This window comes from Umezawaea sp. NPDC059074, from assembly GCF_042738955.1.
Lineage (GTDB): Bacteria > Actinomycetota > Actinomycetes > Mycobacteriales > Pseudonocardiaceae > Umezawaea.
The window spans coordinates 101,482-124,384 of record NZ_JBHYHC010000008.1; the positions used below are offsets into that span (position 1 = coordinate 101,482).

The window sequence follows — 22,903 nt, forward strand, 5'->3', positions numbered from 1 at the left end:
GGCGATCCCCGCGACGACGAACGAGGAGACAGCCATGAGTGGTCGGATCCGCGTGGTGGTGGCCAAACCAGGACTGGACGGCCACGACCGCGGTGCCAAGGTCGTGGCGCGCGCGCTGCGCGACGCGGGCATGGAGGTCGTCTACACCGGACTCCACCAAACACCCGAACAGGTGGTGGAGACCGCTCTCCAGGAGGACGCCGACGCGGTCGGCCTGTCCGTCCTCTCCGGCGCGCACATGACCCTGTTCGCGCGGGTCATCGAACTCCTCAAGGAGAAGGGCGCGGAGGACGTGGTCGTCTTCGGCGGCGGGATCGTGCCCGAGGAGGACATGCCGAAGCTCACCGAGATGGGCGTCGCCAAGATCTTCACGCCCGGCGCGACCACGACGGAGATCGTCGACTGGGTGACGGAGCACGTCGGCCAGTCGGTTTGACCACGTTGTCGTGATCGACCTCACCGCCGTTATGACGGACCTCACCGGGTACGGCGTGCGGACGGTCCACGCAGGTCGATAATCTCTTGCGCAGCCGCGTCCAGCCGGTCCTCATTCCGTTCAGCCGGCGTTCCAGGCGGTACCTGGTGCGTGTGAGCGCCTGAACCGTGCCCTGGGTTCCACCTGGAGCGCCGGACCTCTGAGGACCACCCCCCAGGGCGCGGTGTCCGACACCGACGTCGCAGGAGACCCGAGTGGACCTGTACGAGTACCAGGCGAAGGATCTCTTCGCCGCCCACAACGTTCCGGTACTTCCGGGCGATGTGGCCAGCACCCCCGCCGAGGCCAAGGCGCTCGCCGAGCAGTACGGCACCACCGTGGTCGTGAAGGCCCAGGTCAAGACGGGTGGCCGTGGCAAGGCCGGTGGCGTCAAGCTCGCCGAGACGCCCGACGAGGCCGAGGCCAAGGCCGAGGCGATCCTCGGTCTGGACATCAAGGGCCACATCGTCCACCGCGTGCTGGTGACGACCGCGTCCGACATCGCGGAGGAGTACTACTTCTCCTTCCTGCTCGACCGCTCCAACCGCACCTTCCTCGCCATGGCGTCGGTCGAGGGCGGCATGGAGATCGAAGAGGTCGCGGCCACCAACCCCGACGCGCTGGCCAAGATCGCCATCGACGCCATCAAGGGCGTCGACCTGGCGAAGGCCCAGGAGATCGTCGCGGCCGCGAAGTTCCCGGCCGAGGTCGCCGACCAGGTCGCCGACGTCATCGTGAAGCTCTGGGAGACCTTCGTCTCCGAGGACGCCACGCTGGTCGAGGTCAACCCGCTCGTGCGCGACCCCGAAGGCAAGATCGTCGCCCTCGACGGCAAGGTCACCATCGACGAGAACGCCGCGTTCCGGCACCCGGAGCACGCCGCGCTGGTCGACGAGAAGACCGAGGACCCGCTCGAGGCGAAGGCGAAGGCCAAGGGCCTCAACTACGTCAAGCTCGACGGCCAGGTCGGCATCATCGGCAACGGCGCCGGTCTCGTCATGTCCACTCTGGACGTCGTCGCGTACGCCGGTGAGAAGCACAAGGGCGTCAAGCCCGCGAACTTCCTCGACATCGGCGGCGGCGCGTCCGCCGAGGTCATGTCGAACGGCCTCGACATCATCCTGAACGACCCGGACGTGCGCAGCGTCTTCGTGAACGTCTTCGGCGGCATCACCGCCTGCGACGCGGTCGCGAACGGCATCGTGCAGGCGCTGGAGATCATCGGCGACGCGGCGACCAAGCCGCTCGTCGTCCGCCTCGACGGCAACAACGTGGAGGAAGGCAGGCGGATCCTCGCCGAGGCCAACCACCCGCTCGTGACCGTCGTCGACACCATGGACAACGCGGCCGACATGGCCGCCGAGCTCGCAGCAGCGGGGGTCTGACCGATGGCCATCTTCATCAACAAGGACAGCAAGGTCATCGTCCAGGGGATGACCGGCGCCGAGGGCACCAAGCACACCAAGCGGATGCTGGCGTCCGGCACGAACATCGTCGGCGGCGTGAACCCGCGCAAGGCGGGCGAGAAGGTCGACTTCGACGGCACCGTGCTCCCGGTCTTCGCGACCGTGGCCGAGGCCATCGAGGCGACCGGCGCGAACGTCACGGTGATCTTCGTCCCGCCGAAGTTCGCCAAGGACGCCGTCATCGAGGCGATCGACTCGGGCATCGGCCTCGCCGTCGTGATCACCGAGGGCATCCCGGTGCACGACACCGCGAAGTTCTGGGCGCACGCCGTCGCGACCGGCAACAAGACCCGGATCATCGGCCCGAACTGCCCCGGCCTCATCAGCCCCGGCCTGTCGAACGCGGGCATCATCCCCGCGAACATCTCGGGTGCGGGCAAGGTCGGCCTGGTGTCCAAGTCGGGCACCCTGACCTACCAGATGATGTACGAGCTGCGCGACTTCGGCTTCTCCACCGCCATCGGCATCGGCGGCGACCCGATCATCGGCACCACGCACATCGACGCCCTGGAGGCCTTCGAGGCCGACCCGGAGACCGTCGCCATCGTCATGATCGGCGAGATCGGCGGCGACGCCGAAGAGCGCGCCGCGGCGTTCATCAAGGACAACGTCACCAAGCCCGTCGTGGGCTACGTGGCGGGCTTCACCGCCCCCGAGGGCAAGACCATGGGCCACGCCGGCGCCATCGTCTCCGGCTCCGCGGGCACCGCCCAGGCGAAGAAGGAAGCCCTCGAGGCCGCGGGCGTCAAGGTCGGCAAGACGCCGTCCGAGACCGCCGCCCTCATGCGGGAGATCATGCAGTCGATCGGCTGATCCAGCCGGTGACGCTGTCGCACAGGCCGGGCCCCGGTACGGGGGTCCGGCCTGTGCCGCGTTTCAGGGGCGCAGGCCCCGCACGCCCGCGATGAGCAGGTCCACGCCCCTGGCGTAGTAGGCGTCGCCGTTGGCGCAGAACGTGAGCGGGTCCGCCGCGGCGATGACGTGCGGGTACCGGCCGGGCGCCAGGGTGAGCAGGGTCGCGCGCTTGGCGCGGGCCGCCGCGTCGCGCTGCTCGGGGTCCGTGCCGCCGTCCGAGCCGGGCTCGGCGGTGATGAGCGTGACGGCGGCGTTGAGCAGGTAGCCGCTCAGCTCGGCCGCCTCCTCCGCCGTGAACCCGCCGCGCGCGAGCAGGCCGAGTGAGCGCTCCACGATCCTCAGCCCCGGCTCGCTGGCGAGGATCCGGCGTTGCACCAGCGGCGCGAGGGCCGCGTGGGGCCGCAGCGCCGTGACGATCGCCGTGACGACGGCGTGCAGCCCGTCCGGCCAGTCGGCGTGGTCCGCGGGCGTGTCGACCGTGCTCAACAGGTGTTCGGTGACGCCGTCGAGCAGCTCGTCCTTGTTCTTGAAGTGCCAGTAGAGCGCCATCGCGGTGACGCCGAGGTCGGCGGCGAGCCCGCGGATGGTGACGGCGTCCAAGCCCTCCCGGTCCGCCAAGGCTGTCGCGTGGGTCACCACGGTGTCGCGGTCCAGCCGTTCCCTGGTCGTCACGTTGACAACTGTACTACGTACAGCTAGGACTGTACGTAGTACATGTACGCCGTATAGTTCCTCTGGGAGGGGTTCTGGTGCTGCGATCCGAACTGGTGCTGGGCAACGGTGTCGTCCTGCCGAACCGGCTGGCCAAAGCGGCGACGAGCGAACAGCTGGCCGACCGCCACGGCGCACCGACGTCCCAGCTGATCGAGGCCTACCGCCGCCTGGCCCGCTCCGGCGCGGGCCTGCTGATCAGCGGGAACGTGATGGTTGACGGCTCCGCGCTGGAGGCCAGGCGCAACGTCGTGATCGAGGACGACCGCCACCTGCCCGCGTTGCGCCGATGGGCGGCGGTCACGGCGGGCACCGACGTGCGCCTGCTGTTGCAGCTCTCGCACGCGGGCCGCCAGACCATGCGCGGCGTCACGGTCGCCGGCCGCAGGCAGGACGTCGTCGCCCCGTCCGCCGTGCCGTTGTCACTCGGAAAGGCCCTGTTCCGCCCTCCTCGGGCTCTGGCGGAAGCGGAAATCCCGGCGATCGTGGACCGCTTCGCCCGCGCCGCGGCGGTCGCGGCCACGGCGGGTTTCGCGGGCGCGCAACTGCACGGCGCACACGGCTACCTGCTGAACCAGTTCCTGTCACCGCTGGTCAACCAGCGCGCGGACCGGTGGGGCGGCCCGCTGGAGAACCGGATGCGCCTGCTGCTGGAGGTGGTGCGAGCCGTCCGCGCGGCCACCCCCGACACGTTCATCCTGTCGGTGAAGCTCAACTCGGCGGACTTCCAACGCGGCGGCTTCGACGCCGACGACGCCCTGGTCGTCGCGAAAGCCCTGGAAGCGGAGGGCGTGCACCTGATCGAGGTGTCCGGCGGCAGCTACGAGAGCACCGCGATGGTGACCGGCCGCGCGTCGACGAGGGAGCGCGAGGCGTACTTCCTGGACTTCGCCGAGCAGTTCGCCAAGGAGTTGACCATCCCGTTGATGCTCAGCGGCGGCTTCCGCACCAGGAAGGGCATGATCGACGCCCTGGAAAGCGGCGCGGTGGACCTCATCGGCCTGGCCCGCCCGATCGCCCACGACCCCGACTTCCCCCAACACCTCCTGGACGGAACAACCGAGGCAAGCACGGTCCGCCCGCAAACCGTAGGCATCAGGGACGTGGACAACCTCCTCAACAGCGCCTGGCACCAACAACAACTGGCCCGCCTCGGCCGCGCCAAACCAGTCCACCCCACTCGCAGGCCTGTTGTGGCCTTGGCGCTCGCGCTCTTGGTGGCACTGCGCGACCTGGTTCTGGTGAAAGGCCCGTTCGGCCGTCGGTGACCGCGCCGGTCGCTTGCTGTTCGAAGGGGCTCGCAGGGATCGCTGACTTCGACCCGCCTGCGGATTTCTTCCCTCGCCCGCGCGCGTCACACCGAACAACCCCCGCCCTCACCTAGGGGGACGGCCCCGAAGCCAGTCTACCGGGAGTGGGTGTCGGGGGCCGGGATGTGGATCTTGGTTGTGGACAACTGCTGGACCTGTGGACAACTTCGGGACAGTTCACCCCCAATTGGGCCTCGAAGGCCCTGGTCCGACACGTTCCGTGATGTACTGACACCCTCGAGTGGCGGAACCAATCCGATCCGGTCATCGTCTGAGCATCCGGATCGGATAGCGTTTTGCTGCCGCTCGTCGTCCCTCGCTGGAGGAGGAAACTCATCATGTCCGTCCCGTACGGCGCCCCTCAGCAACAACCGGGGGCACCCGGTCCGGCGCAGCCGGCGATGGGCCTGAACTTGGGCTTCGTCCTCCCGCTCGTCGCTTCCGGGCTCGCGCTGGTCTCGTTCCTGCTCGCCTTCGCCGACGACGTGCCGCTGTTCAGCGCTGTCGAGTACATCTACGCGACCGGTGTCCTCGCCGGTCTGTCGGTGCTGCCGAAGGCACCTCGGCTGCTGTACGCGGCCGCGCCGTTGTCGATCGTGTCGACCCTCGTCATCCTCCAGGGGATGATCAAGGGCGCCGGTGACATCCAGGGCATGCAGATCGTGCTGTTCATCGTGTCGCTGCTGCAGACCGCGGCGGTCGTGGGCGCGATCCTGATGGAGGCGGGCATCCTCAAGTTGACGCCCAAGCCCGCGAACCCGTTCGCCCAGCAGCAGCCCGGTGGCTGGAACCCGCAGACCGGCGGTTTCCCGCCCCAGCAGCAACAGCAGCCCTACGGCCAGCAGCCCCAGCAGCAGCCGCAGGTGCAGCAGCCCCCGACCGGCGGTTTCGGCGCGCCGGTCCAGCCGCAGCAGCCCGGTGCGCAGGGCCCCGGCCCCACGACGTACCTGTCGCAGCCCGGCCAGTTCGGCCAGCAGCAGCAGTCGCCGGGCACGCCGCCCGGTGGCTTCGGCGGGCCGCCGCAGCAGTAGCGCACCAACCCGAAGGGGGTGGCGGAAGCCACCCCCTTCGGCGTGCCGCCACCCGTTCGGCCCACGTCGACTGACAGAGTGGGACGGTGCCGGTGCTGCAACCCTCGACGCACGGCGGAACCGACGTGCGTCCCCCCGTCTTCTCCCGTTCGGAACGAGTGCGGGTCCTGGTGATGACCGCGGCGGGGTCCGTCGTGATCGGCTACGCCGCCGTCGCCGCCCTCCTCGCCCTGATCGCCGCGACGGCCACGAACGCCGCCTTCTCCACGACCGGTGTGCTCACGGCCGCCGCCCCCGGCTGGCTGGTGGCGCACCACGTGCCGCTGCGCTTCGAGGGCTCGGCCCAACTGGGCGTGCTGCCGCTGCTGCCGACCGCCCTGCTGATGCTGCTGGCGGGTCGCGCCGCGGCGGGCGCGGCGGACCGGCTCGGGCTGTACGAGCCGCTCCAGGCGCGCGGCGTGGTGTTCTGCATCGCCGGGGCGCACGCCATCACCGGTGGCACGATCGCGCTGCTCATGGGCAACGGCCCGGTGCGCGCGACGCCCGCCGTGGCGTTCTTCGGCTGCGCCGCCGTGTCCGGGGTCGCCGCCACGATCGGGGTCGCCCAGCGCTGCGGCCTGATCGAGGTGCTGATCGACCGCGTCGACCCGGTGGCGCGACGCGGTATGCGGGCGGGCCTGCTGGCCCTGTTCGTGCTCGGCGGGCTGGGCTCGCTGCTGGTGGCGCTCGGCCTGGCGTTCTCCTGGTCGACGACCAGCAACCTGTTCGCGGGCGCGGACTCCACGTTCGGCGTCGGGCTGGGCCTGTTCCTGCTGTGCCTCGGCTACCTGCCGAACGCCGTGGTCGGCGCGCTGTCGTACGTGGTCGGCTCGGGCTTCTCCATCGGCGCGGTGTCGATGACGCCGACGCGCTTCACCGGCGGCCCGGTGCCCGCCGTGCCGCTGCTGGCCGCGCTGCCCGAGCACCAGGTGGGGTTCCTGCCCGGCCTGCTCCTGCTGCCGCTGCTCCTCGGCGGCCTGGTGGGCTGGTACTGCCGCAAGGTGTCCGACCGGCCGTCGACCCGGCTGCGCGCGGTGTTCGTCGCGGGTGTGACGGTGGCGGTCGTGTCGCTGGTGCTGGCCGCGATCGCGGGCGGCAACCTCGGCGCGGGCGTCTTCAACCCGGTCACCGTGCCCGCCGGCCTGCTCGCGGTGCTCGTGCTGGGCTGGATCGTGCTGCCGGGGTCGTTCGTGGCCTGGTTCGCCGGTCCGCGCCCGAAGCGCGTCGCGCCCGCCGCCGCTCCCGCCATCGAGCAGATCCCGGTGGAGGAAGAGGAAGCGGAGGAGGACTACGACGCCGAGGACGAGTACGAGGACGACGACTACGAGGACGTCGACGAGGAACTCGCGCTCGAGGACGAGCTGGCGGAGGAGTTCGAGGAGTACGAGGACGACGAACTCCCGGAGGAGGACGACGACGAGCTCGCCGAACTCGAGGACGCCGAGGCCGAGCTCGACGACGCCGACGACGAACTCGAAGACGCGGACGATGAACTCGACGACGCGGAGGACGAGCTCGACGACGACGTGACCGAGCTCGACCCCGAGGACGAGGACGAGGCGGAGATCACTGTCGACGAGGAGCCCGAGGACGACGGGTCCCCGGAACCGCCCCTGACCGGCAAGGCCGACTAGGCAGCGCCTACGCTGGTGGCTGAGCTGCGGCGATGGCTGGTCCTCGCCCGGCTGACGTTCCCGCACCGGCCCGCCAGGAGACCACGCTGAACGCCGTTGACCCCAACACCCTCAGGCTTCCCGTGCCCGCGAGGGTGGTCGTGCTCGTCTCGGGCTCCGGCACCCTCCTGCAGGCGTTGCTCGACGCCGCACGAGACCCCGGCTACCCCGTCGAGGTGGTCGCCGTCGGCGCCGACCGCGACGGCATCGAGGGCCTGACCCGTGCCGAGAAGGCGGGCGTCCCCGCGTTCTCGGTGAAGTTGAAGGACCACGCCGACCGCGCCGCGTGGGACACCGCGCTGACGAAGGCGGTCGCCGAGCACGAACCGGACCTGGTGGTCTCCGCCGGGTTCATGAAGATCATCGGTGACGGTTTCCTGGCCCGCTTCGGCGGCCGGATGCTGAACACCCACCCCGCACTGCTCCCCGCCTTCCCCGGCGCGCACCCCGTGCGCGACGCGGTGGACTACGGCGTCCACGTCACCGGCGCGACCGTGCACCTGGTCGACGCGGGCGTGGACACCGGGCCGATCCTGGCCCAGGAGGCGGTGGCGGTCGACCCCGGCGACGACGCCGAAAGCTTGCACGAGCGCATCAAGGTGGTGGAGCGTCGACTGCTCGTCGACGTGGTCGCCCGCCTGGCCCGCGAGGGCTGCACCGTGACCGGACGAAAGGTGAGCATTCCGTGACCACTCCTGCCGAGAGGCGACCGGTTCGTCGGGCCCTGATCGGGGTGTCCGACAAGTCGGGGCTGCTGGAACTGGCCACCGGCCTGCACGCGGCCGGAGTCGAGATCGTGTCGACCGGCGGCACCGCGAAGACCCTGGCGGACGCGGGCATCCCCGTCGTCCCGGTCGAGCAGGTCACCGGGTTCCCGGAGAGCCTGGACGGCCGCGTCAAGACGCTGCACCCCGGCGTGCACGCGGGGTTGCTCGCGGACACCCGGCGGCCCGAGCACCTGGCGCAGCTCGACGAACTGGGCATCAAGGCGTTCGACCTGCTCGTGGTGAACCTGTACCCGTTCGCCCGGACCGTCGCGTCCGGCGCGTCGGTCGACGAGTGCGTGGAGCAGATCGACATCGGCGGGCCCGCGATGGTCCGCGCGTCGGCGAAGAACCACGCCAGCGTCGCCGTCGTGGTCGACCCGACCCGCTACGAGTGGGTGCTGGAGCAGGTCGCCGCGGGCGGGTTCACGCTCGCGGACCGGCAGCTGCTGGCGCTGGGCGCGTTCCGGCACACCGCGTCCTACGACGTGGCCGTCGCCTCGTGGATGGGCTCCGTGCTCACCTCGGACGACGAGGGCACCGGCTTCCCCGGCTGGGTCGGCGCGACCTGGAACCGCTCGAACGTGCTGCGCTACGGCGAGAACCCGCACCAGAAGGCCGCGCTGTACACGCAGGGCGACGGCCGCACGGGGCTCGCGACGGCGAAGCAGTTGCACGGCAAGGAGATGTCGTACAACAACTACCTCGACGGCGACGCCGCCTGGCGTGCCGCGTGGGACCACGAGCTGCCGTGCGTCGCGATCATCAAGCACGCCAACCCGTGCGGCATCGCCGTGTCGTCCGTGGAGGGTCCGGCGGCCATCGCCGAGGCCCACCGCAAGGCGCACGCGTGCGACCCGACCAGCGCGTTCGGCGGGATCATCGCGGCGAACCGCGAGGTCACCGTGGACATGGCCGAGCAGGTCGCGGAGATCTTCACCGAGGTCGTGATCGCCCCGTCGTACGCCGACGGCGCGATCGACGTGCTGTCCCGCAAGAAGAACGTGCGCATCCTGGTCGCCGAGCCGCCCGTGCGGCAGGGCGTGGAGATGCGCCCGGTGTCCGGCGGGTTGTTGTTGCAGGGCAAGGACGTCATCGACGCCGAGGGCGACGACCCGGCCAAGTGGACGCTCGCCTGCGGCACCCCGCTGTCCGAGCAGGAGTTGGCGGACCTGGCGTTCGCGTGGCGCTCGTGCCGCGCGACCAAGTCCAACGCGATCCTGCTGGCCAAGGACGGCGCCACGGTCGGCGTCGGCATGGGCCAGGTCAACCGGGTCGACGCCGCGCAGCTCGCGGTGACCCGCGCGGGCGACCGGGTGGCGGGCTCGATGGCCGCCTCCGACGCGTTCTTCCCGTTCCCGGATGGTCTTGAGGTGCTGCTGCGGGCCGGTGTCCGCGCTGTCGTGCAGCCCGGCGGGTCCGTCCGCGACCCCGAGGTCATCGCCGCCGCCGAGGCCGCGGGCGTCACGATGTACCTGACGGGCACGCGCCACTTCGCGCACTAGGTCGTCCTTGCGTCAGGGCCGTCACCCTCCGGGGTGGCGGCCCTGACGCGTTTCACCCGAACGGTCTCCGGGCATTGACACCGGGCAGGCCGAACCCGATAAGATCGACCGCGTCGTTCGAACACCTGTTCGAGTCGATGAAGCCGCCGACTTCCCACGGCGGTCCGTGTTCAGGGGTGCTCACGGACGGTGGGAGGAGGCTGGGTGTCCAGGTCGGCAACGGCGATGTCGGTCGCGCTCGGGGTAGACGCGACCGGCGGGCTGACCACTCCGGCCACCGAGATCACGGGGCGAGTCCTGCCGGTTCGCGGGGAACTGGCGGGTCTGCTCCCGTGGGGCGGCTTGCGGCGCGGCAGCACGGTGTCGGTGCGCGGATCGACATCGTTGCTGCTCGCGCTGATCGCCACGGCCACGGCCGAGGGCTGCTGGGCGGCCATCGTGGGCCTCCCGCACCTCGGCGTGCTGGCCGCGGCGGAACTCGGCGTCGCCGTGCACCGGCTGGCACTGGTGCCGCGGCCGGGCGCGGACGCGGCGGTGGTCGAACGCACGGTCGCCGCCCTGCTCGACGGCATCGACCTGGTGTCGGTGGCCGTTCCCGTCGCGCCGCACACGGCCCGCAGGCTGTCGGCACGGGCCCGCCAGCGGAAAGCGGTGCTCGTCCCGTTCGGCGCGTGGCCGGGCGCGGACGTGGAGCTGAGCTACGGCGAAGGCGCGTGGAGCGGACTCGGCGCCGGGCACGGCGTGCTCGCCGAACGCCGGGTGGAGGTGCGCGCGGGCGGTCGTGGAGCCGCGTCACGTCCGGTGCGTGCCGAGTTGCTGCTGCCGGGGGCGGGCGGCGGCGTGGGATCGGTGCGGCCCCTCGACCGGCCGGTCGCGGCGGTGGCCGGATGAGCGTCGACGTCGAGGCGCGGCGGGCCGTCGCGCGTCCTCCCCGCGTGCCGAGGAGCCGGGGCTGGGAGCTGGGGGAGGAGGCTGTGCGCCGCGCGGGCAAGGGCGTCGACCGGCCGGACGTGCTGGTCGTGGGCGGTGTCTCGCGGCTGAAGGCCGTGGGGCGGCACCGGTTGTCGGACCTGGCGGACCACCGCGACCCGTGCGAGGCGGCGGACGAGTTCGCGGCCGTGACGGGGCCGAACCGCGTGGTCGTCCGGTCGCGGCCCGGCAGGCGCGGGGACCGGTTGCCGGGGCCGAGGCGAGAAACCGCCACCCGGCGGCCGATCCGGTTCCGCGTCGCCGACGTGTGGCTGTGGTGCGGGCGAAAGGCGCGGTGGCCGCTGTGCGGACGCTGACCGTGTGGTGCCAGGACTGGCCGGTGGTGGCCGCGGTGGCGGCCGCCGGTGTGCCCGCGCACGTGCCCGCCGCCGTGGTGGTGGGCAACGAGGTCGTGCACTGCTCCGCCACGGCGAGGGCGGAGGGCGTGCGGCGCGGGCAGCGGAAGCGGAGCGCGCAGGCGCGGTGCCCCGAGCTGGTGCTGTTCGACGACGACCCGGAGCGGGACGCGCGGGGGTTCGAGCCGGTCGCGGTGGCCGTTGAACACCTGGCGCCGGGGATCGAGGTGGTGCGGCCGGGTCTGGTGGCGGTGCCCGCGCAAGGACCCGCGGGGTACTTCGGCGGCGCGGAGGCGGCGGCCGAGCGGCTGATCGACCACGTCGCCGAGACCACCGGCGTGGAGGTGTGGATCGGGGTCGCGGACGGGCTGTTCGCGGCCACGCTGGCGGCCCACCGCGGGGTGGTCGTGCCGGAGGGGCGGTCCGCGGAGTTCCTGGCGCCGCTGGGGATCGCCGAACTGGACCAGCCCGCGGAACGCCGGAAGGGGCGGGCCGAGCTGGTGGACCTGTTGCGGCGCCTGGGATTGCGGACGCTGGGCGCGTTCGCGGAGGTGCCGGAGCGGGACGTGGCGTCGCGGTTCGGCGCGGAAGCCGTTGCCGCGCACCGGATCGCGCGCGGCCTGGAGGAGCGGGCCCACGACCGGAGGCGACCGCCGCCGGAGCTTTCGGTGTCGCAGGTGCTGGACCCGCCCGTGGAGCGGGTCGACGCGGCGGCGTTCGTGGCCAAGGGGTTGGCCGAGCGGCTGCACGTCGAGCTGGTGGGCAAGGGCGTGGCGTGCACGCGGCTGGGCATCCGGGCGACGACCGAGAACGACGAGGAGCTGAGCCGGGTGTGGCGGTGCGCGGAACCGCTGACGCCCCAAGGGATCTCGGACCGCGTGCGGTGGCAGCTCGACGGCTGGCTGACCACCACGCGGCTCACGTCGGGGATCGCCGTGCTGCGGCTGGACCCCGAGGAGGTCGTCGGCGCGGCGGCACTGCAACTGGGGCTGCTGGACCAGGCGCAGGGCGACGTGGCGGACCGCGCGGCACGGGCGCTGGTGCACGTCCAGGGCCTGCTGGGGCCGAACGCCGTGGTGACGCCGGTGCTGGGCGGCGGCCGTGGGCCCGCGGAACGGGTGCGGTTCGTGCCGTGGGGCGATGAGCGGACGCCCGCGGCGGACCCGGACCTGCCGTGGCCCGCGCGGTTGCCCGCGCCGTCGCCCGCGACCGTGCCGGTCGTGCCGGTGCCCGCGGCGCTGGTGGACGAGACGGGCGCGGACGTCGGCGTGACGGGGCGGTACGAGCTGACCGCGCCGCCGCACCGGGTCCTGGCGGGCGGCCGGGAGCACCGGGTGCGGGGCTGGGCCGGGCCGTGGCCGGTCGACGAGCGGTGGTGGGACGCGGCGGCGGCCCACCGGGCGGCGCGCCTCCAGGTGCTGACCGTCGGGGAGAACGGGGCGGAACAAGCGTTCCTGCTGGTGCGCACGGGCGGCCGGTGGGCGGTGGAAGGGGTGTACGACTGATGGCTGACGACTACCAGGGCATCGTGGACTGGCTGCGCGAGATGGGCGAGATCGACCAGGAGACGACGGGGGAGGCCCCGGCGTACCTGGCGTGGTTCGGCTGGACGCCGCCGCCGGTGCTGATCCCGCTGCCGAGGCGGGCACCCGACGAGCTGTTCTGATGGGCTGGAACAACCCGCCGGTGCGCTGGTCCGACCTGGAGCGCGCGCTGTCGGGCAAGCCGTACGAGAAGGGCGACGGCGGCGACAGCCCGGCGTGGACGCACCACCGCGAGCGGTACGCGGCGTCGCCCGAGCAGGCGTTGCGGGTGAACGAGCTGGGCATGGTCCAGTCGCGCACGCCGTACGTGGAGCTGCACGCGCACTCCAACTTCAGCTTCCTGGACGGCGCGAGCCACCCGGAGGAACTGGTGGAGGCCGCGCAGCAGCTCGGCTTGGACGCCGTGGCGCTGACCGACCACGACGGCATGTACGGCGTGGTGCGGTTCGCCGAGGCGGCGAAGGAACTGGGCGTGCGCACGGTGTTCGGCAGCGAGCTGAGCGTCGGGCTCTCCCAGCCGCAGAACGGGATCCCGGACCCGGAGGGCGAGCACCTGCTGCTGCTCGCCCTCCGCGAGTCGGGGTACTACGAGCTGTGCCGGACGATCACCAACGGCCAGCTCGCCGAGGGCGCGGAGAAGGGGCGGCCGGTCTACGACCTGGAGCAGGTGGTCGCCGACACCCGCGACAACTGCGTCGTGCTCACGGGCTGCCGCAAGGGCGCGGTGCGCCGCGCGCTGGACCGCGACGGTCCCGAGGCGGCGTTCGGGCAGCTGCGGAGGTTGGTCGAGCTGTACAGCTCGGACCGCGTGTTCGTGGAGCTGACCGACCACGGGTTCCCCACCGACAGCACCCGCAACGACCTGCTGGCGGGCATGGCGGCCGACCTCGGCCTGCCCACCGTCGCCACGAACGCCGTGCACTACGCGACCCAGTCACGGGCCCGGCTCGCCGCGGCGATGGCCGCCGTGCGCGCCCGCCGCAGCCTGGACGAGATGGCCGGGTGGCTGCCGCCCGCCGCGGCCGCGTGCGTGCGCTCCGGCGAGGAGATGGCCCGCCGGTTCGCCCGCTACCCCGGAGCCGTGCACCGGTCCGCCGTGCTCGGGATGCAGTGCGTGTTCGACCTGAAGCTGGTGGCGCCCAAGCTGCCGCCGTTCGCCGTGCCCCCCGGCGAGACCGAGATCAGCCACCTGCGGACGTTGACGCGCGAGGGCGCTGCCCGGCGGTACTTCTCGATCGGCGAGAACCCCAAGGCGTTCGAGCAGATCGAGCGCGAGCTGCGGATCATCGAGGACCTCGGCTTCCCCGGCTACTTCCTCGTCGTGCACGACATCGTCGAGTTCTGCCGGAAGAACGGGATCCTGTGCCAGGGCCGGGGTTCCGCGGCGAACTCCGCGGTGTGCTTCGCGCTCGGCATCACGAACGTCGACGCGGTGCGCTACGAGCTGCTGTTCGAGCGCTTCCTCGCCCCGGCCCGCGACGGGCCGCCGGACATCGACCTGGACATCGAGTCGGACCGCCGCGAGGAGGCGATCCAGCACGTCTACACCAAGTACGGCCGCAGGCACGCCGCCCAGGTGGCGAACGTGATCAGCTACCGCGCCAAGTCCGCGATCCGCGACATGGCGCGGGCGCTCGGCCACTCGCCGGGCCAGCAGGACGCGTGGAGCCGGGAGATCGACCGCTGGGGACCGTTGCGCGACACCACGAAGGACAGCGGGATCCCGTTGCCGGTGGTGGAACTGGCCGCGCAGCTGGAGAACTTCCCGCGCCACCTCGGCATCCACTCCGGCGGCATGGTCATCTGCGACCGGCCGGTCAGCGAGGTGTGCCCGGTCGAGCCCGCCAGGATGGCGAACCGCACGGTCCTCCAGTGGGACAAGGACGACTGCGCGTCGATCAACCTGGTCAAGTTCGACCTGCTCGGCCTCGGCATGCTGTCCGCGCTGCACTACGCGATCGACCTCGTCCGCGAGCACCACGGCGTCGAGGTCGACATGGGCCGCGTCGACCTGGCGGACAGCGCGGTCTACGACATGCTGTGCCGCGCGGACTCCGTGGGCGTCTTCCAGGTGGAGAGCCGCGCCCAGATGGCGACGCTGCCCCGGCTCAAGCCGCGGACGTTCTACGACCTGGTGGTGGAGGTCGCGCTGATCCGCCCCGGCCCGATCCAGGGCGGCTCCGTGCACCCGTACATCAGGCGCCGCAACGGGGTGGAGAAGTGGGAGCACGACCACCCGCGGCTGAAGAAGGCGCTGGACCGCACGTACGGCGTGCCGCTGTTCCAGGAGCAGCTGATGCAGATCGCCGTCGACGTCGCCGACTTCACCCCGGCCGAGGCGGACGAGCTGCGCCGGGCCATGGGCGCCAAGCGGTCCACGTACCGGATGGAACGGCTGCGCGACCGCTTCTACGCGGGCTGCGCGAACCACGGCATCGAGGAGGACCTGGCGGGCCGGATCTACGCGAAGCTGTTGGCGTTCGCCAACTTCGGGTTCCCCGAGAGCCACGCGCTGAGCTTCGCGCACCTGGTGTTCGTCAGCGCGTGGTTCAAGCTCTACTACCCGGCGGCGTTCTGCGCCGCCCTGCTGCGCGCCCAGCCGATGGGGTTCTACTCGCCGCAGTCGCTGGTCGCCGACGCCCGCAGGCACGGCGTGGAGGTGCTCGGCCCGGACGTCAACGCGAGCCTCCCGCACGCGAACCTCGAACTCCGGGGCGGCGAACAGGCCGTGCGCATCGGCTTGGCGTCGGTGCGGACCATCGGCCAACCGGTCGCCGAGGCCCTGGTCGAGGAACGAGCGAAGCACGGCCCGTTCCGCGACCTGGTCGACGTGGGCGCACGGCTGCGCCTGACCACCCCGCAGGTCGAGGCGCTGGCGACCGCGGGCGCGTTCGGGTGCTTCGGCGTGGCCAGACGGGAAGCCCTGTGGGCGGCGGGCGCCGTGGCCACGATGCGCCCGGACCGCCTGCCCGGCACGGTGGTCGGCACAACCGCCCCCGCGTTGCCGGGCATGGACGAGATCGAGGTGGCCGTAGCCGACGTGTGGGCCACCGGCCTGTCCCCGGACAGCTTCCCCACCCAGTTCGTCCGCGCCCGCCTCACCGCGTTGGGCGCCCTCCCCACCGCGGACCTGGCCGACCTCCACCCCGGCACCAGGATCCTGATCGGAGGAGCGGTCACCCACCGCCAACGCCCGGCGACGGCGGGCGGCATCACGTTCCTCAACATCGAGGACGAGACAGGCATGGTCAACGTCGTCTGCTCCACCGGCCTGTGGACCCGCTACCGCCGCATCGCCCTGAACAGCCCCGCACTGCTCGTGCGAGGCACCGTGGAAATCGCCGAAGGCGTGGTCAGCCTCCTCGCCGACCGCCTACAACACCTGGACCTACGCATCCCATCCCGCTCCCGCGACTTCCGCTAGTTCACCCGTTCCAGCGACCCCCGACCCCTCAGAACTGTCGTACCCCGGTCGTAGCGTGTGCGTCGGGGGGTCTCGACCATCGGGGGACCTCTGGTCCAACTCGCGCCGAACGTCTGCAGTCCCGCGCCGAGCAGGGTGGTGACGCGGCGGACGTCGGTGAACACGGCCTTCCGCATTCCGGCCGAGGTGTCTGGGCGAGGGAGTGAAATTGGCTTCGCCACAGGCCGAACAGGGCGGTCGCGGCGATGCGCGGTTCGGGGCGTTGGGGGAGGGGACGACCATCGCGGGGCCTTTGGTTCAGCTCGTGCTGAACGTCTACGGCCCTGCCGGCTCAGTTCGCGTCGAGTGTCTGCGGCTTCGGTGGTTCAGCTCGTGCCGAAGGTTCGTAGTCCCGCGTCGAGCAGGTTGGCGGCGCGGTGGACGTCGGTGATCACGGCCTTGCGTAGTGCGATCGGGCTTCGGCCGGGGTCCAGGTGTCTTGCCAGGGACTGGAACTGGATTTGCCACAGGCCTAGTAGGGCGGTCGCGGTGATGCGTGGTTCGGGGGCGTCTGGGGATTGGCCTGCGCGGGTGGCGAGTAGTTCGGTGGCTGTGGTGATCAGTCGGTCGGTTTGGTCGCGTTGGTGGGCGCGGAGCGATGGGGTGGTTTGGATCAGGCTGCCGAAGCGGCGGAACCTCGTCACGGCTTCCTTGAGGTCGTCCTGGTCGGCCAGCCACGACATGATCGCCGCGAGTTGGGCGTCGAGGATCCGCAGGACCGCGTCGACCGGGGAGACCGCCGGGTTGGCTAGGCCGGTGCGCAGTGCGGCCATGGTGGCCTCGTTCAGGTCCAGGACCAGGGATTCCTTGGTGGGGAAGTAGTTGAAGACGGTCTTCTCCGACACGCCGCACGCGTCGGCGACCTCGGCCACGCGCACCGCGTCGAAGCCCCGCTCCACGAACATCTCGGTCGCCGTGTCCGACAACTGTTGCCGCATGAGGCGCTTCTTGCGCTCCCGCAAGCCTTCCGCGGCGGGAGGTTCGGACGGGTTGTGCAGTGCTGTCCAGTTCACGGTTCGGGCGGCCATCGGACCAGCATAGTCCAGTGGCGGCATATTTACCGTTGCAGTAATTTTCTAGCTGCTGTAACTTTTCAGGGACCGAGAGAAAGGCGTTCCCGTGGTCCTCGTCAACTTGTTCTTCACCGGTCTGCTCGCGGGCTTCGAGCTGATGGTCCGCTTCGGTGTCCGGGGCCCGCTCGCCGCGCTCGACGACGTGCCGCACCTGCGGCTCCGGATCGGGCTCATCGGGACCTTGAAGTTCCTGGTGCCCAGCGCGTACGTGCCTGCGTTGCTCACCGGCATCGTCGTCGTGGCGACCACCGACCCCGGTCACGTCCTCCGCGGCGCGGCCGTGGTGGCGCTGCTGGTCTGGACGGTGACCACGTTCGCGGGCACCGCCCCGCTCAACGCGACCGTCGCCGAGTGGGACCCGACCGCCCCGCCCGCCGACTGGCGCGCGGTGATCGGCCGGTGGGAGCGGATGGACACGGTCCGCACGGTCGCCGCGACAGCCGCGTTCGCACTCTTCCTGGCCGCCGCCTAGAACCCGCTTCCCAACCACCGCCGGAAAACCGCTTCCCGACTGCCGCCGAGAACCTTCTGCCGGACTGCCGCTGAGGCCCCTCTTCCCAACCGCCGCCCAGAACCCCTTCCCGACCGCTGCTGGAGAGCCGCTTCCGGACTGCCGCCGAGAACCTTCTGCCGGACTGCCGCCAAGGACCCTCTTCCCGACCGCCGACGAGAAGCCCCTTCTCAGCCGCCGCTGGAGAGCCGCTTCCCGACTGCCGCCGAGAACCTTCTGCCGGACTGCCGCCGAGGACTCTCTTCCAACCGCCGCCGAGGACTCTCTTCCAACCGCCGCGTAGAACCGCTTCCCTACCGCTGCTGGAGGGCCGCTTTGCGACTGCCGTCGAGAACCCTTGTTCCGGACCGACGACGAGAAGCCCCTTCCCGACCGCCGCTGGAAAGCCGCTTTGCGACTGCCGTCGAGAACCTTGTTCCCGACTGCCGCCAAGAAGCCCTCTCCCGGCCGCCGCCCAGGGCTCCTTCCCAACCGCTGCCCAGAGCCCCTTCCCAACTGCCGCCTACGAGGCGTCCCAACGCTCCCGCGCCTCGGCGATAGCGGTCCGGTGCGACCTCGACCAGTCGGCCAGGCTGACCACCTGTGCCGCGAGGCTGTGGCCGAGGTCGGTGAGGCGGTACTCGACCTGTGGCGGGATCGTCGCGTACGCCGTCCGCTCCACCAGCCCGTCGCGGCACAGTCGTCGGGTCGTCACGGTCAGCATCCGCTGCGAGATGCCGGGGATCGCGCGTTCCAGTTCGCGGAACCGCCGCACGCCCTTGCCGAGCTCCACCAGCACCAGCACGGTCCACTTGTCGCCGAGCCGGTCGAGCACGTCGCGGATGCCGCAGTCGTCGTCACCGCACGGCCCGAGCTGGGGGGTTACCCCGGTGTGCCCCACCGACATCAGAGTGCCTCCTTACGGCGGTCGGCCGCGCCGGACACGCTGGCCCCATGACCAACAGTAGGGGTGTCCGATGATCCTCGTGACCGGTTCCTCCGGAGCGCTCGGCGGCTTGATCCTCGACCGGCTCGCGGGTCACGACGTCGTCGCCGGGACTCGTTCGCCCGACCGCGGGCAGCGGCTCGTCGACTTCGACCGGCCCGAAACGCTCGTCGACGGGTTCGAGGGTGTCGACGTCCTGGTGTTCGTGTCCGCCGGGTTCGCCGATGACGACGTGGTGCTCGCCCGGCACGGCGCGGTCGTCGACGCGGCCACCGCGGCGGGCGTCCGGCACGTCGTCTACACCAGCCTCGTCGGCTCGGGCGACGGCCTCACGATCGCGCTGGCGCACCGGTGGACCGAGGCCCGGCTCGCGGCGGCCCCGTTCGCCGTCACGGTGCTGCGCAACGGCTTGTACGCCGAGATCCCGGCGTCGATGGTCCCCGCCGCCGCGGAGTCCGGCGTGTTCGCGGCCCCGTGGGGCGACGGCAGGATGGCCGTCGTCGCCAGGGAGGACCTGGCCGACGTCGCCGCGAAGGTCGCGCTCGACAGCGCCGCCCACGCCGGGCGGACCTACGAGCTGGAGGGCGTGGAGGCGTTCGGCGGGCAGGACGTCGCCGACCTGCTCACCACCACCCTCGACAGGCCGATCACCTACCGACCCCTGCCGCTGGCCGCCGCGTGGGAAGCGCCCGGCCCGCGCTTCCAGGTCGGCCACGGGGTGTCGCTGTCCGCCAACGTCCTCGCGGGCAGGCTCGACCTCCACCCCGGAGACCTCGAAACCCTCCTCGACGCCCCACCGCGCGACGCGAGGCAGGTGATCGCCACCAAGGCCTAACCGCCCTGCCACGACCGCCACAGCGCCGCGTAGACCCCTTGCGCCGCAACGAGGTCGTCGTGGCCGCCCAGTTCGATGATCCGGCCGTCGTCGATCACGGCCACCCGGTCGGCGTCGTGCGCGGTGCGCAGCCGGTGCGCGATGGCGATCACGGTGCGGCCTTCCAGCACCGCCGCCATCGCGCGCTCGGCGTGCCGCGCGGTCGTCGGGTCCAGCAGCGCGGTCGCCTCGTCCAGCACCACCGTGTGCGGGTCGGCGAGCACGACCCGCGCCAGCGCCACCTGCTGCGCCTGCGCCGGGTCGAGCGCCGTGTCGTCCAGTTCGCGGTCCAGGTCGACGGCCCAGTGCGCGTCCACGGTCGCGAGCGCGGCGAGCATCGCGGCGTCGTCGGCGTCCGGCGCGGCCATCGCGAGGTTGTCCCGCAGCGTGCCGAGGAAGACGTGGTGCTCCTGCGTCACCAGCAGGACCCGGCGGCGCAGTTCGTCGGCGGGCAGTTCCGCCACCGGCACCCCGCCGACCAGCACCGATCCGAGCCGCGGCGCGTCGACGCCCGCGAGCAGCCTGCCGAGCGTGGACTTGCCCGCGCCGGACGGCCCGACGACGGCCAGCCGCTCGCCGGGCCGCACGGCCAGGTCCACGTCCACCAGCACGTCGTGGCCCTCGCGGTAGGCGTAGTGCACGCCAGACACCACCAGCCGGTCGTCCACCGGCACGGCCGTCGTGGTCGGTGTGGGCACGACGGCCAAGCCGACGCCCTCGACGCGGGACAGCGCGGCCGTGCCGGTCTGCACCTGGTCGGCCCACTGGAACATCGTGTCGAGCGGCTCCCGCAGCCGCCACATGTACAGCGTCGCGGTGATCACCGCGCCCAGGCTGACCACGTCGTGCCCGTGCAGGGAACCACCCACGACCAGCATCGCCGCCACCGGTAGCGAGTGCGCGAACTCCAGCGTCGGGAACCACACGTTGCGCAGCGCCAACGTCCGCGCCTTCGCGGCGAAGCCGACGGCGATCCGCCGGTCCCCGCCGTCGATCCGACGCTGCCGCAACCCCAGCGCCTCCACGGTCCGCGCGCCCGTCGTGGTCGCGGCGAGGTGCTCGGCCTGCTCGGCGTTGGCCCGCGCCTCCTCCAGGTAAGCGTCCCGCGCCCGCCGCAGGTACCAGCGGGTGCTCAGCCACAGCACCGGCGACGCCACCAGCGCGCACACCCCGAGCAGCGGGTGCAGGAAGAACACCGCGCCGAACAGGAAAGCCGACTGCACCAACGAGATGAACACCTCGGGAGCGCCGTCGCGCAGCGTCAGGCCGATGGAGGAGACGTCCGCCGAACTCCGGGTCATCAGGTCGCCCGCGCCCGCCCGCTCGACCACCGCCGTCGGCAGCGCGAGGGCCCGGTCGACCACCTGCTCCCGCAACGACGACACCGCCCGCTCGCCGAACCGGTGCCCCGCGTAGCGGGCGAACCGGACCAGCAGCACCTGCGCCACGGCGAACCCGACGATGCCCAGCGCCAACCGGTCCACAGTGGACACGGACGTGCCGTCGCGGACCTCGTTCACGATCCGGCCCAGCAGCCACGGCCCGCCCAGCCCCGCCGCCGCGGCCAGCGCGTTGAGCAGCAGCACGACGGCCATCGCGCGGCCGTCGGCGCGGACCAGCCGCCACACCGCCCGCCGCGTCGCCGCCGCGCCCGCGACCGGCAGCCGCCCGGTCACCGGAACACCAGCGCGCGGTAGCCGTTGTGCGCCAACAGGTCCGTGTGCGTCCCGGTCGCCACGACCTCGCCGCCGACCAGGAACGCCACCTCGTCGGCCTGGTCGAGCAGCAGCGGGGACGTGGTCGCCACCACGGTCGTCCGCCCCTCGCGGGCCTCGTGCACGCGGGCCGCGATCAGCGCCTCGGTGTGCGCGTCCACGGCCGAGGTCGGCTCGACCAGCAGCAGCACGTCCGGGTCGGCCAGCAGCGCCCGGACCAGCCGCAACCGCTGCCGCTGGCCCCCGGACAGCGTCCGCCCCTGCTCCTGCACCACGGTCTCCGGCCCGTCCGGGACGGCGTCCGCAGCGGCCGCCGTCCGCACCGCCGCGGCGATGGCCTCGTCCGACGGGTCCTCCCGGCCCGCCACGGCCTCCCGCAGCGCCCCGGCGAACAGGTGGGAGTCGTTGTCCGCCACCAGGATCCGCCGCCGCACCTCGTCGATCGCCATCGCGGTCAACGGCACCGCGCCCCACGTGGCCGCCGAGTCGACGTACCGGCCGAGCCGGTCCACCACGGCCACCGCGTCGGCGGGCCGCGCGGCGGCGACGGCCAGCATCCGCCCGCCGGGCACCACCAGCCCGGACTCGGGGTCGCGCAGGTCGGCGGTCCCGGACGGGCCGGGCGTGCGCTCGCCGTCGTCGACGACCTCGGGCTCCAGCACCAGCAGCCGCACCACCCGCCGCGCGGCGACCAGCCCGCGGGTGAGGTCGTCGGTGCCCTCGAAGAGGAACAGCACCGGCACGATCAGCGCCGCCGCGTACCCGTACACCGCGATCATCTCGCCGACGGTGATCGTGCCCGCCGCGGCCATCCGCGCGGCCAGCCACGTGACACCGGCGATGAACAGCGCGGGCATCCCGATGGTCATGCCCTGGATCCAGCTGGTCACCGCGCCGACCCGGTACCCCTGCCCCCGCAACGCCCGCGACGCCGTCCGGTACCGCTCGGCGAACACGTCCTTGCCCCCGATCCCGCACAGCACCCGCAGCCCGGCCACGATGTCGCCCGCGCGGGCCGTCACCGCCGCCTGCTCGGTCCGATAGCCGGTCTCCCTGGCCTGCAACCGCTTCAGCAGCGGCACCAGCACCGCCATCATCAGCGGCACCCCCAGCACGACCACCGCCGCCAGCAGCGGCGACACCCGCAGCAGCAGCCCGCCGACCACGACGAACGCGACCACCGAGCCCGCTCCGGGGCCGCTGATCGTCATCACCCGCGAGATGTGCCCGATGTCCGTGCTGCCGATGCTCACGACCTCGCCCGCCGACACCCGCCGCGCCAGCGACGCCCCCAGCCGGGTCACCTGGCGCAGCACCAGTTCCGTGGTCCGGTAGCCCGCGTCGATCCGGATGAACGTCATCAGCCGGTGGCGCACCATCCCCAGCAGCGCCGCCACCGCCCCGATGCCCACCAGTGCCGCTGCCCACCGCGTGACCGCGCCCTGGTCGCCCGGTTGCAGCCCTTGGTCCACGGCCCGCGAGATCACCAGGGACGGCAGCATCAGCAGCACCATCCACGAGGTGCTGACCACGACCGCCGCCGACACCCGCCCGCGCTGCGCCCGCACCAGCCACCACAGGTAGCGGGCGGGGCCGCGCAGGTCGGGCGTTCCGGGGTCGTCGTGGGGCAGCCGCGGACGCATG

The 22,903-nt window shown here is 72.2% G+C and carries 20 protein-coding genes; 15 read left to right on the forward strand and 5 right to left on the reverse strand.

Going from position 1 to position 22,903, the window contains the following annotated elements:
* Nucleotides 1-34 precede the first annotated feature (34 nt).
* The 3 genes from ACFWW9_RS06400 (at nt 35) to sucD (ending at nt 2,754) form a co-directional block, all read left to right on the forward strand.
* Nucleotides 35-436 (forward strand): cobalamin B12-binding domain-containing protein, encoded by a 402-nt coding sequence (locus ACFWW9_RS06400; RefSeq protein ID WP_390372256.1) that lies wholly within the window; start codon nt 35-37, stop codon nt 434-436.
* A gap of 254 nt (nt 437-690) precedes the next feature.
* A complete protein-coding gene (gene sucC / locus ACFWW9_RS06405; RefSeq protein ID WP_390372258.1) occupies nt 691-1,860 on the forward strand; it encodes an ADP-forming succinate--CoA ligase subunit beta in 1,170 nt (389 codons plus the stop codon).
* A gap of 3 nt (nt 1,861-1,863) precedes the next feature.
* Complete coding sequence (gene sucD / locus ACFWW9_RS06410) at nt 1,864-2,754, forward strand: succinate--CoA ligase subunit alpha (RefSeq protein WP_390372261.1); 891 nt, start codon at nt 1,864-1,866, stop codon at nt 2,752-2,754.
* Between the two features lie 63 nt (nt 2,755-2,817).
* Here the strand turns inward: sucD and ACFWW9_RS06415 are convergent, their stop codons facing one another.
* Nucleotides 2,818-3,468: a TetR/AcrR family transcriptional regulator gene (locus tag ACFWW9_RS06415; RefSeq protein WP_390372264.1), complete on the reverse strand. Its 651-nt coding sequence runs from the start codon at nt 3,466-3,468 to the stop codon at nt 2,818-2,820.
* A 77-nt stretch (nt 3,469-3,545) separates the two neighbouring features.
* Between ACFWW9_RS06415 and ACFWW9_RS06420 the strand changes: the two genes are divergently transcribed.
* The 10 genes from ACFWW9_RS06420 (at nt 3,546) to ACFWW9_RS06465 (ending at nt 16,122) form a co-directional block, all read left to right on the forward strand.
* A complete protein-coding gene (locus ACFWW9_RS06420; protein ID WP_390372266.1) occupies nt 3,546-4,775 on the forward strand; it encodes an NADH:flavin oxidoreductase/NADH oxidase family protein in 1,230 nt (409 codons plus the stop codon).
* Between the two features lie 443 nt (nt 4,776-5,218).
* A complete protein-coding gene (locus ACFWW9_RS06425) occupies nt 5,219-5,848 on the forward strand; it encodes a DUF5336 domain-containing protein (protein ID WP_390372269.1) in 630 nt (209 codons plus the stop codon).
* Between the two features lie 125 nt (nt 5,849-5,973).
* The gene (locus ACFWW9_RS06430; protein ID WP_390372271.1) at nt 5,974-7,521 is read left to right on the forward strand and encodes a DUF6350 family protein; all 1,548 of its coding nucleotides are present in this window, start codon (nt 5,974-5,976) and stop codon (nt 7,519-7,521) included.
* A gap of 122 nt (nt 7,522-7,643) precedes the next feature.
* Complete coding sequence (gene purN / locus ACFWW9_RS06435; RefSeq protein WP_390372272.1) at nt 7,644-8,249, forward strand: phosphoribosylglycinamide formyltransferase; 606 nt, start codon at nt 7,644-7,646, stop codon at nt 8,247-8,249.
* Nucleotides 8,246-9,829, forward strand: coding sequence for a bifunctional phosphoribosylaminoimidazolecarboxamide formyltransferase/IMP cyclohydrolase (gene purH / locus ACFWW9_RS06440; RefSeq protein ID WP_390372274.1), 1,584 nt, complete (start codon nt 8,246-8,248; stop codon nt 9,827-9,829). Before purN ends, purH begins: the two co-directional genes overlap by 4 nt.
* A 225-nt stretch (nt 9,830-10,054) precedes the next feature.
* Nucleotides 10,055-10,720 (forward strand): hypothetical protein, encoded by a 666-nt coding sequence (locus ACFWW9_RS06445; RefSeq protein ID WP_390372331.1) that lies wholly within the window; start codon nt 10,055-10,057, stop codon nt 10,718-10,720.
* A complete protein-coding gene (locus ACFWW9_RS06450; RefSeq protein ID WP_390372276.1) occupies nt 10,717-11,115 on the forward strand; it encodes a hypothetical protein in 399 nt (132 codons plus the stop codon). The genes ACFWW9_RS06445 and ACFWW9_RS06450 overlap by 4 nt, the downstream gene beginning before the upstream one ends.
* Nucleotides 11,094-12,659 carry a DNA polymerase Y family protein gene (locus ACFWW9_RS06455; protein ID WP_390372335.1) on the forward strand — a complete coding sequence of 522 codons (1,566 nt, stop codon included), beginning with the start codon at nt 11,094-11,096 and terminating at the stop codon, nt 12,657-12,659. The genes ACFWW9_RS06450 and ACFWW9_RS06455 overlap by 22 nt, the downstream gene beginning before the upstream one ends.
* Entirely contained in the window at nt 12,659-12,820 is a 162-nt protein-coding gene (locus ACFWW9_RS06460) for a hypothetical protein (RefSeq protein ID WP_390372278.1), read from the forward strand. Before ACFWW9_RS06455 ends, ACFWW9_RS06460 begins: the two co-directional genes overlap by 1 nt.
* Complete coding sequence (locus ACFWW9_RS06465) at nt 12,820-16,122, forward strand: error-prone DNA polymerase (protein ID WP_390372280.1); 3,303 nt, start codon at nt 12,820-12,822, stop codon at nt 16,120-16,122. Before ACFWW9_RS06460 ends, ACFWW9_RS06465 begins: the two co-directional genes overlap by 1 nt.
* A gap of 365 nt (nt 16,123-16,487) precedes the next feature.
* Here the strand turns inward: ACFWW9_RS06465 and ACFWW9_RS06470 are convergent, their stop codons facing one another.
* Nucleotides 16,488-17,189 carry a TetR/AcrR family transcriptional regulator gene (locus tag ACFWW9_RS06470; RefSeq protein ID WP_390372283.1) on the reverse strand — a complete coding sequence of 234 codons (702 nt, stop codon included), beginning with the start codon at nt 17,187-17,189 and terminating at the stop codon, nt 16,488-16,490.
* 91 nt (nt 17,190-17,280) lie between these two features.
* On the opposite strand from ACFWW9_RS06470, the gene ACFWW9_RS06475 reads away from it, so the two are divergent.
* Nucleotides 17,281-17,706, forward strand: a complete 426-nt coding sequence (locus ACFWW9_RS06475; RefSeq protein ID WP_390372285.1) for an anthrone oxygenase family protein — start codon at nt 17,281-17,283, stop codon at nt 17,704-17,706.
* A gap of 541 nt (nt 17,707-18,247) precedes the next feature.
* On the opposite strand, the gene ACFWW9_RS06480 is transcribed toward ACFWW9_RS06475, so the two are convergent.
* Entirely contained in the window at nt 18,248-18,631 is a 384-nt protein-coding gene (locus ACFWW9_RS06480) for a winged helix-turn-helix transcriptional regulator (protein ID WP_390372288.1), read from the reverse strand.
* 70 nt (nt 18,632-18,701) lie between these two features.
* On the opposite strand from ACFWW9_RS06480, the gene ACFWW9_RS06485 reads away from it, so the two are divergent.
* Nucleotides 18,702-19,505, forward strand: a complete 804-nt coding sequence (locus ACFWW9_RS06485; protein WP_390372291.1) for an NmrA family NAD(P)-binding protein — start codon at nt 18,702-18,704, stop codon at nt 19,503-19,505.
* On the opposite strand, the gene ACFWW9_RS06490 is transcribed toward ACFWW9_RS06485, so the two are convergent.
* Both ACFWW9_RS06490 and ACFWW9_RS06495 read right to left on the reverse strand, forming a co-directional pair.
* Nucleotides 19,502-21,220, reverse strand: coding sequence for an ABC transporter ATP-binding protein (locus ACFWW9_RS06490; RefSeq protein WP_390372293.1), 1,719 nt, complete (start codon nt 21,218-21,220; stop codon nt 19,502-19,504). The genes ACFWW9_RS06485 and ACFWW9_RS06490 overlap by 4 nt on opposite strands.
* Nucleotides 21,217-22,902 (reverse strand): ABC transporter ATP-binding protein, encoded by a 1,686-nt coding sequence (locus ACFWW9_RS06495; protein WP_390372296.1) that lies wholly within the window; start codon nt 22,900-22,902, stop codon nt 21,217-21,219. The genes ACFWW9_RS06490 and ACFWW9_RS06495 overlap by 4 nt, the downstream gene beginning before the upstream one ends.
* Nucleotide 22,903 lies beyond the last annotated feature (1 nt).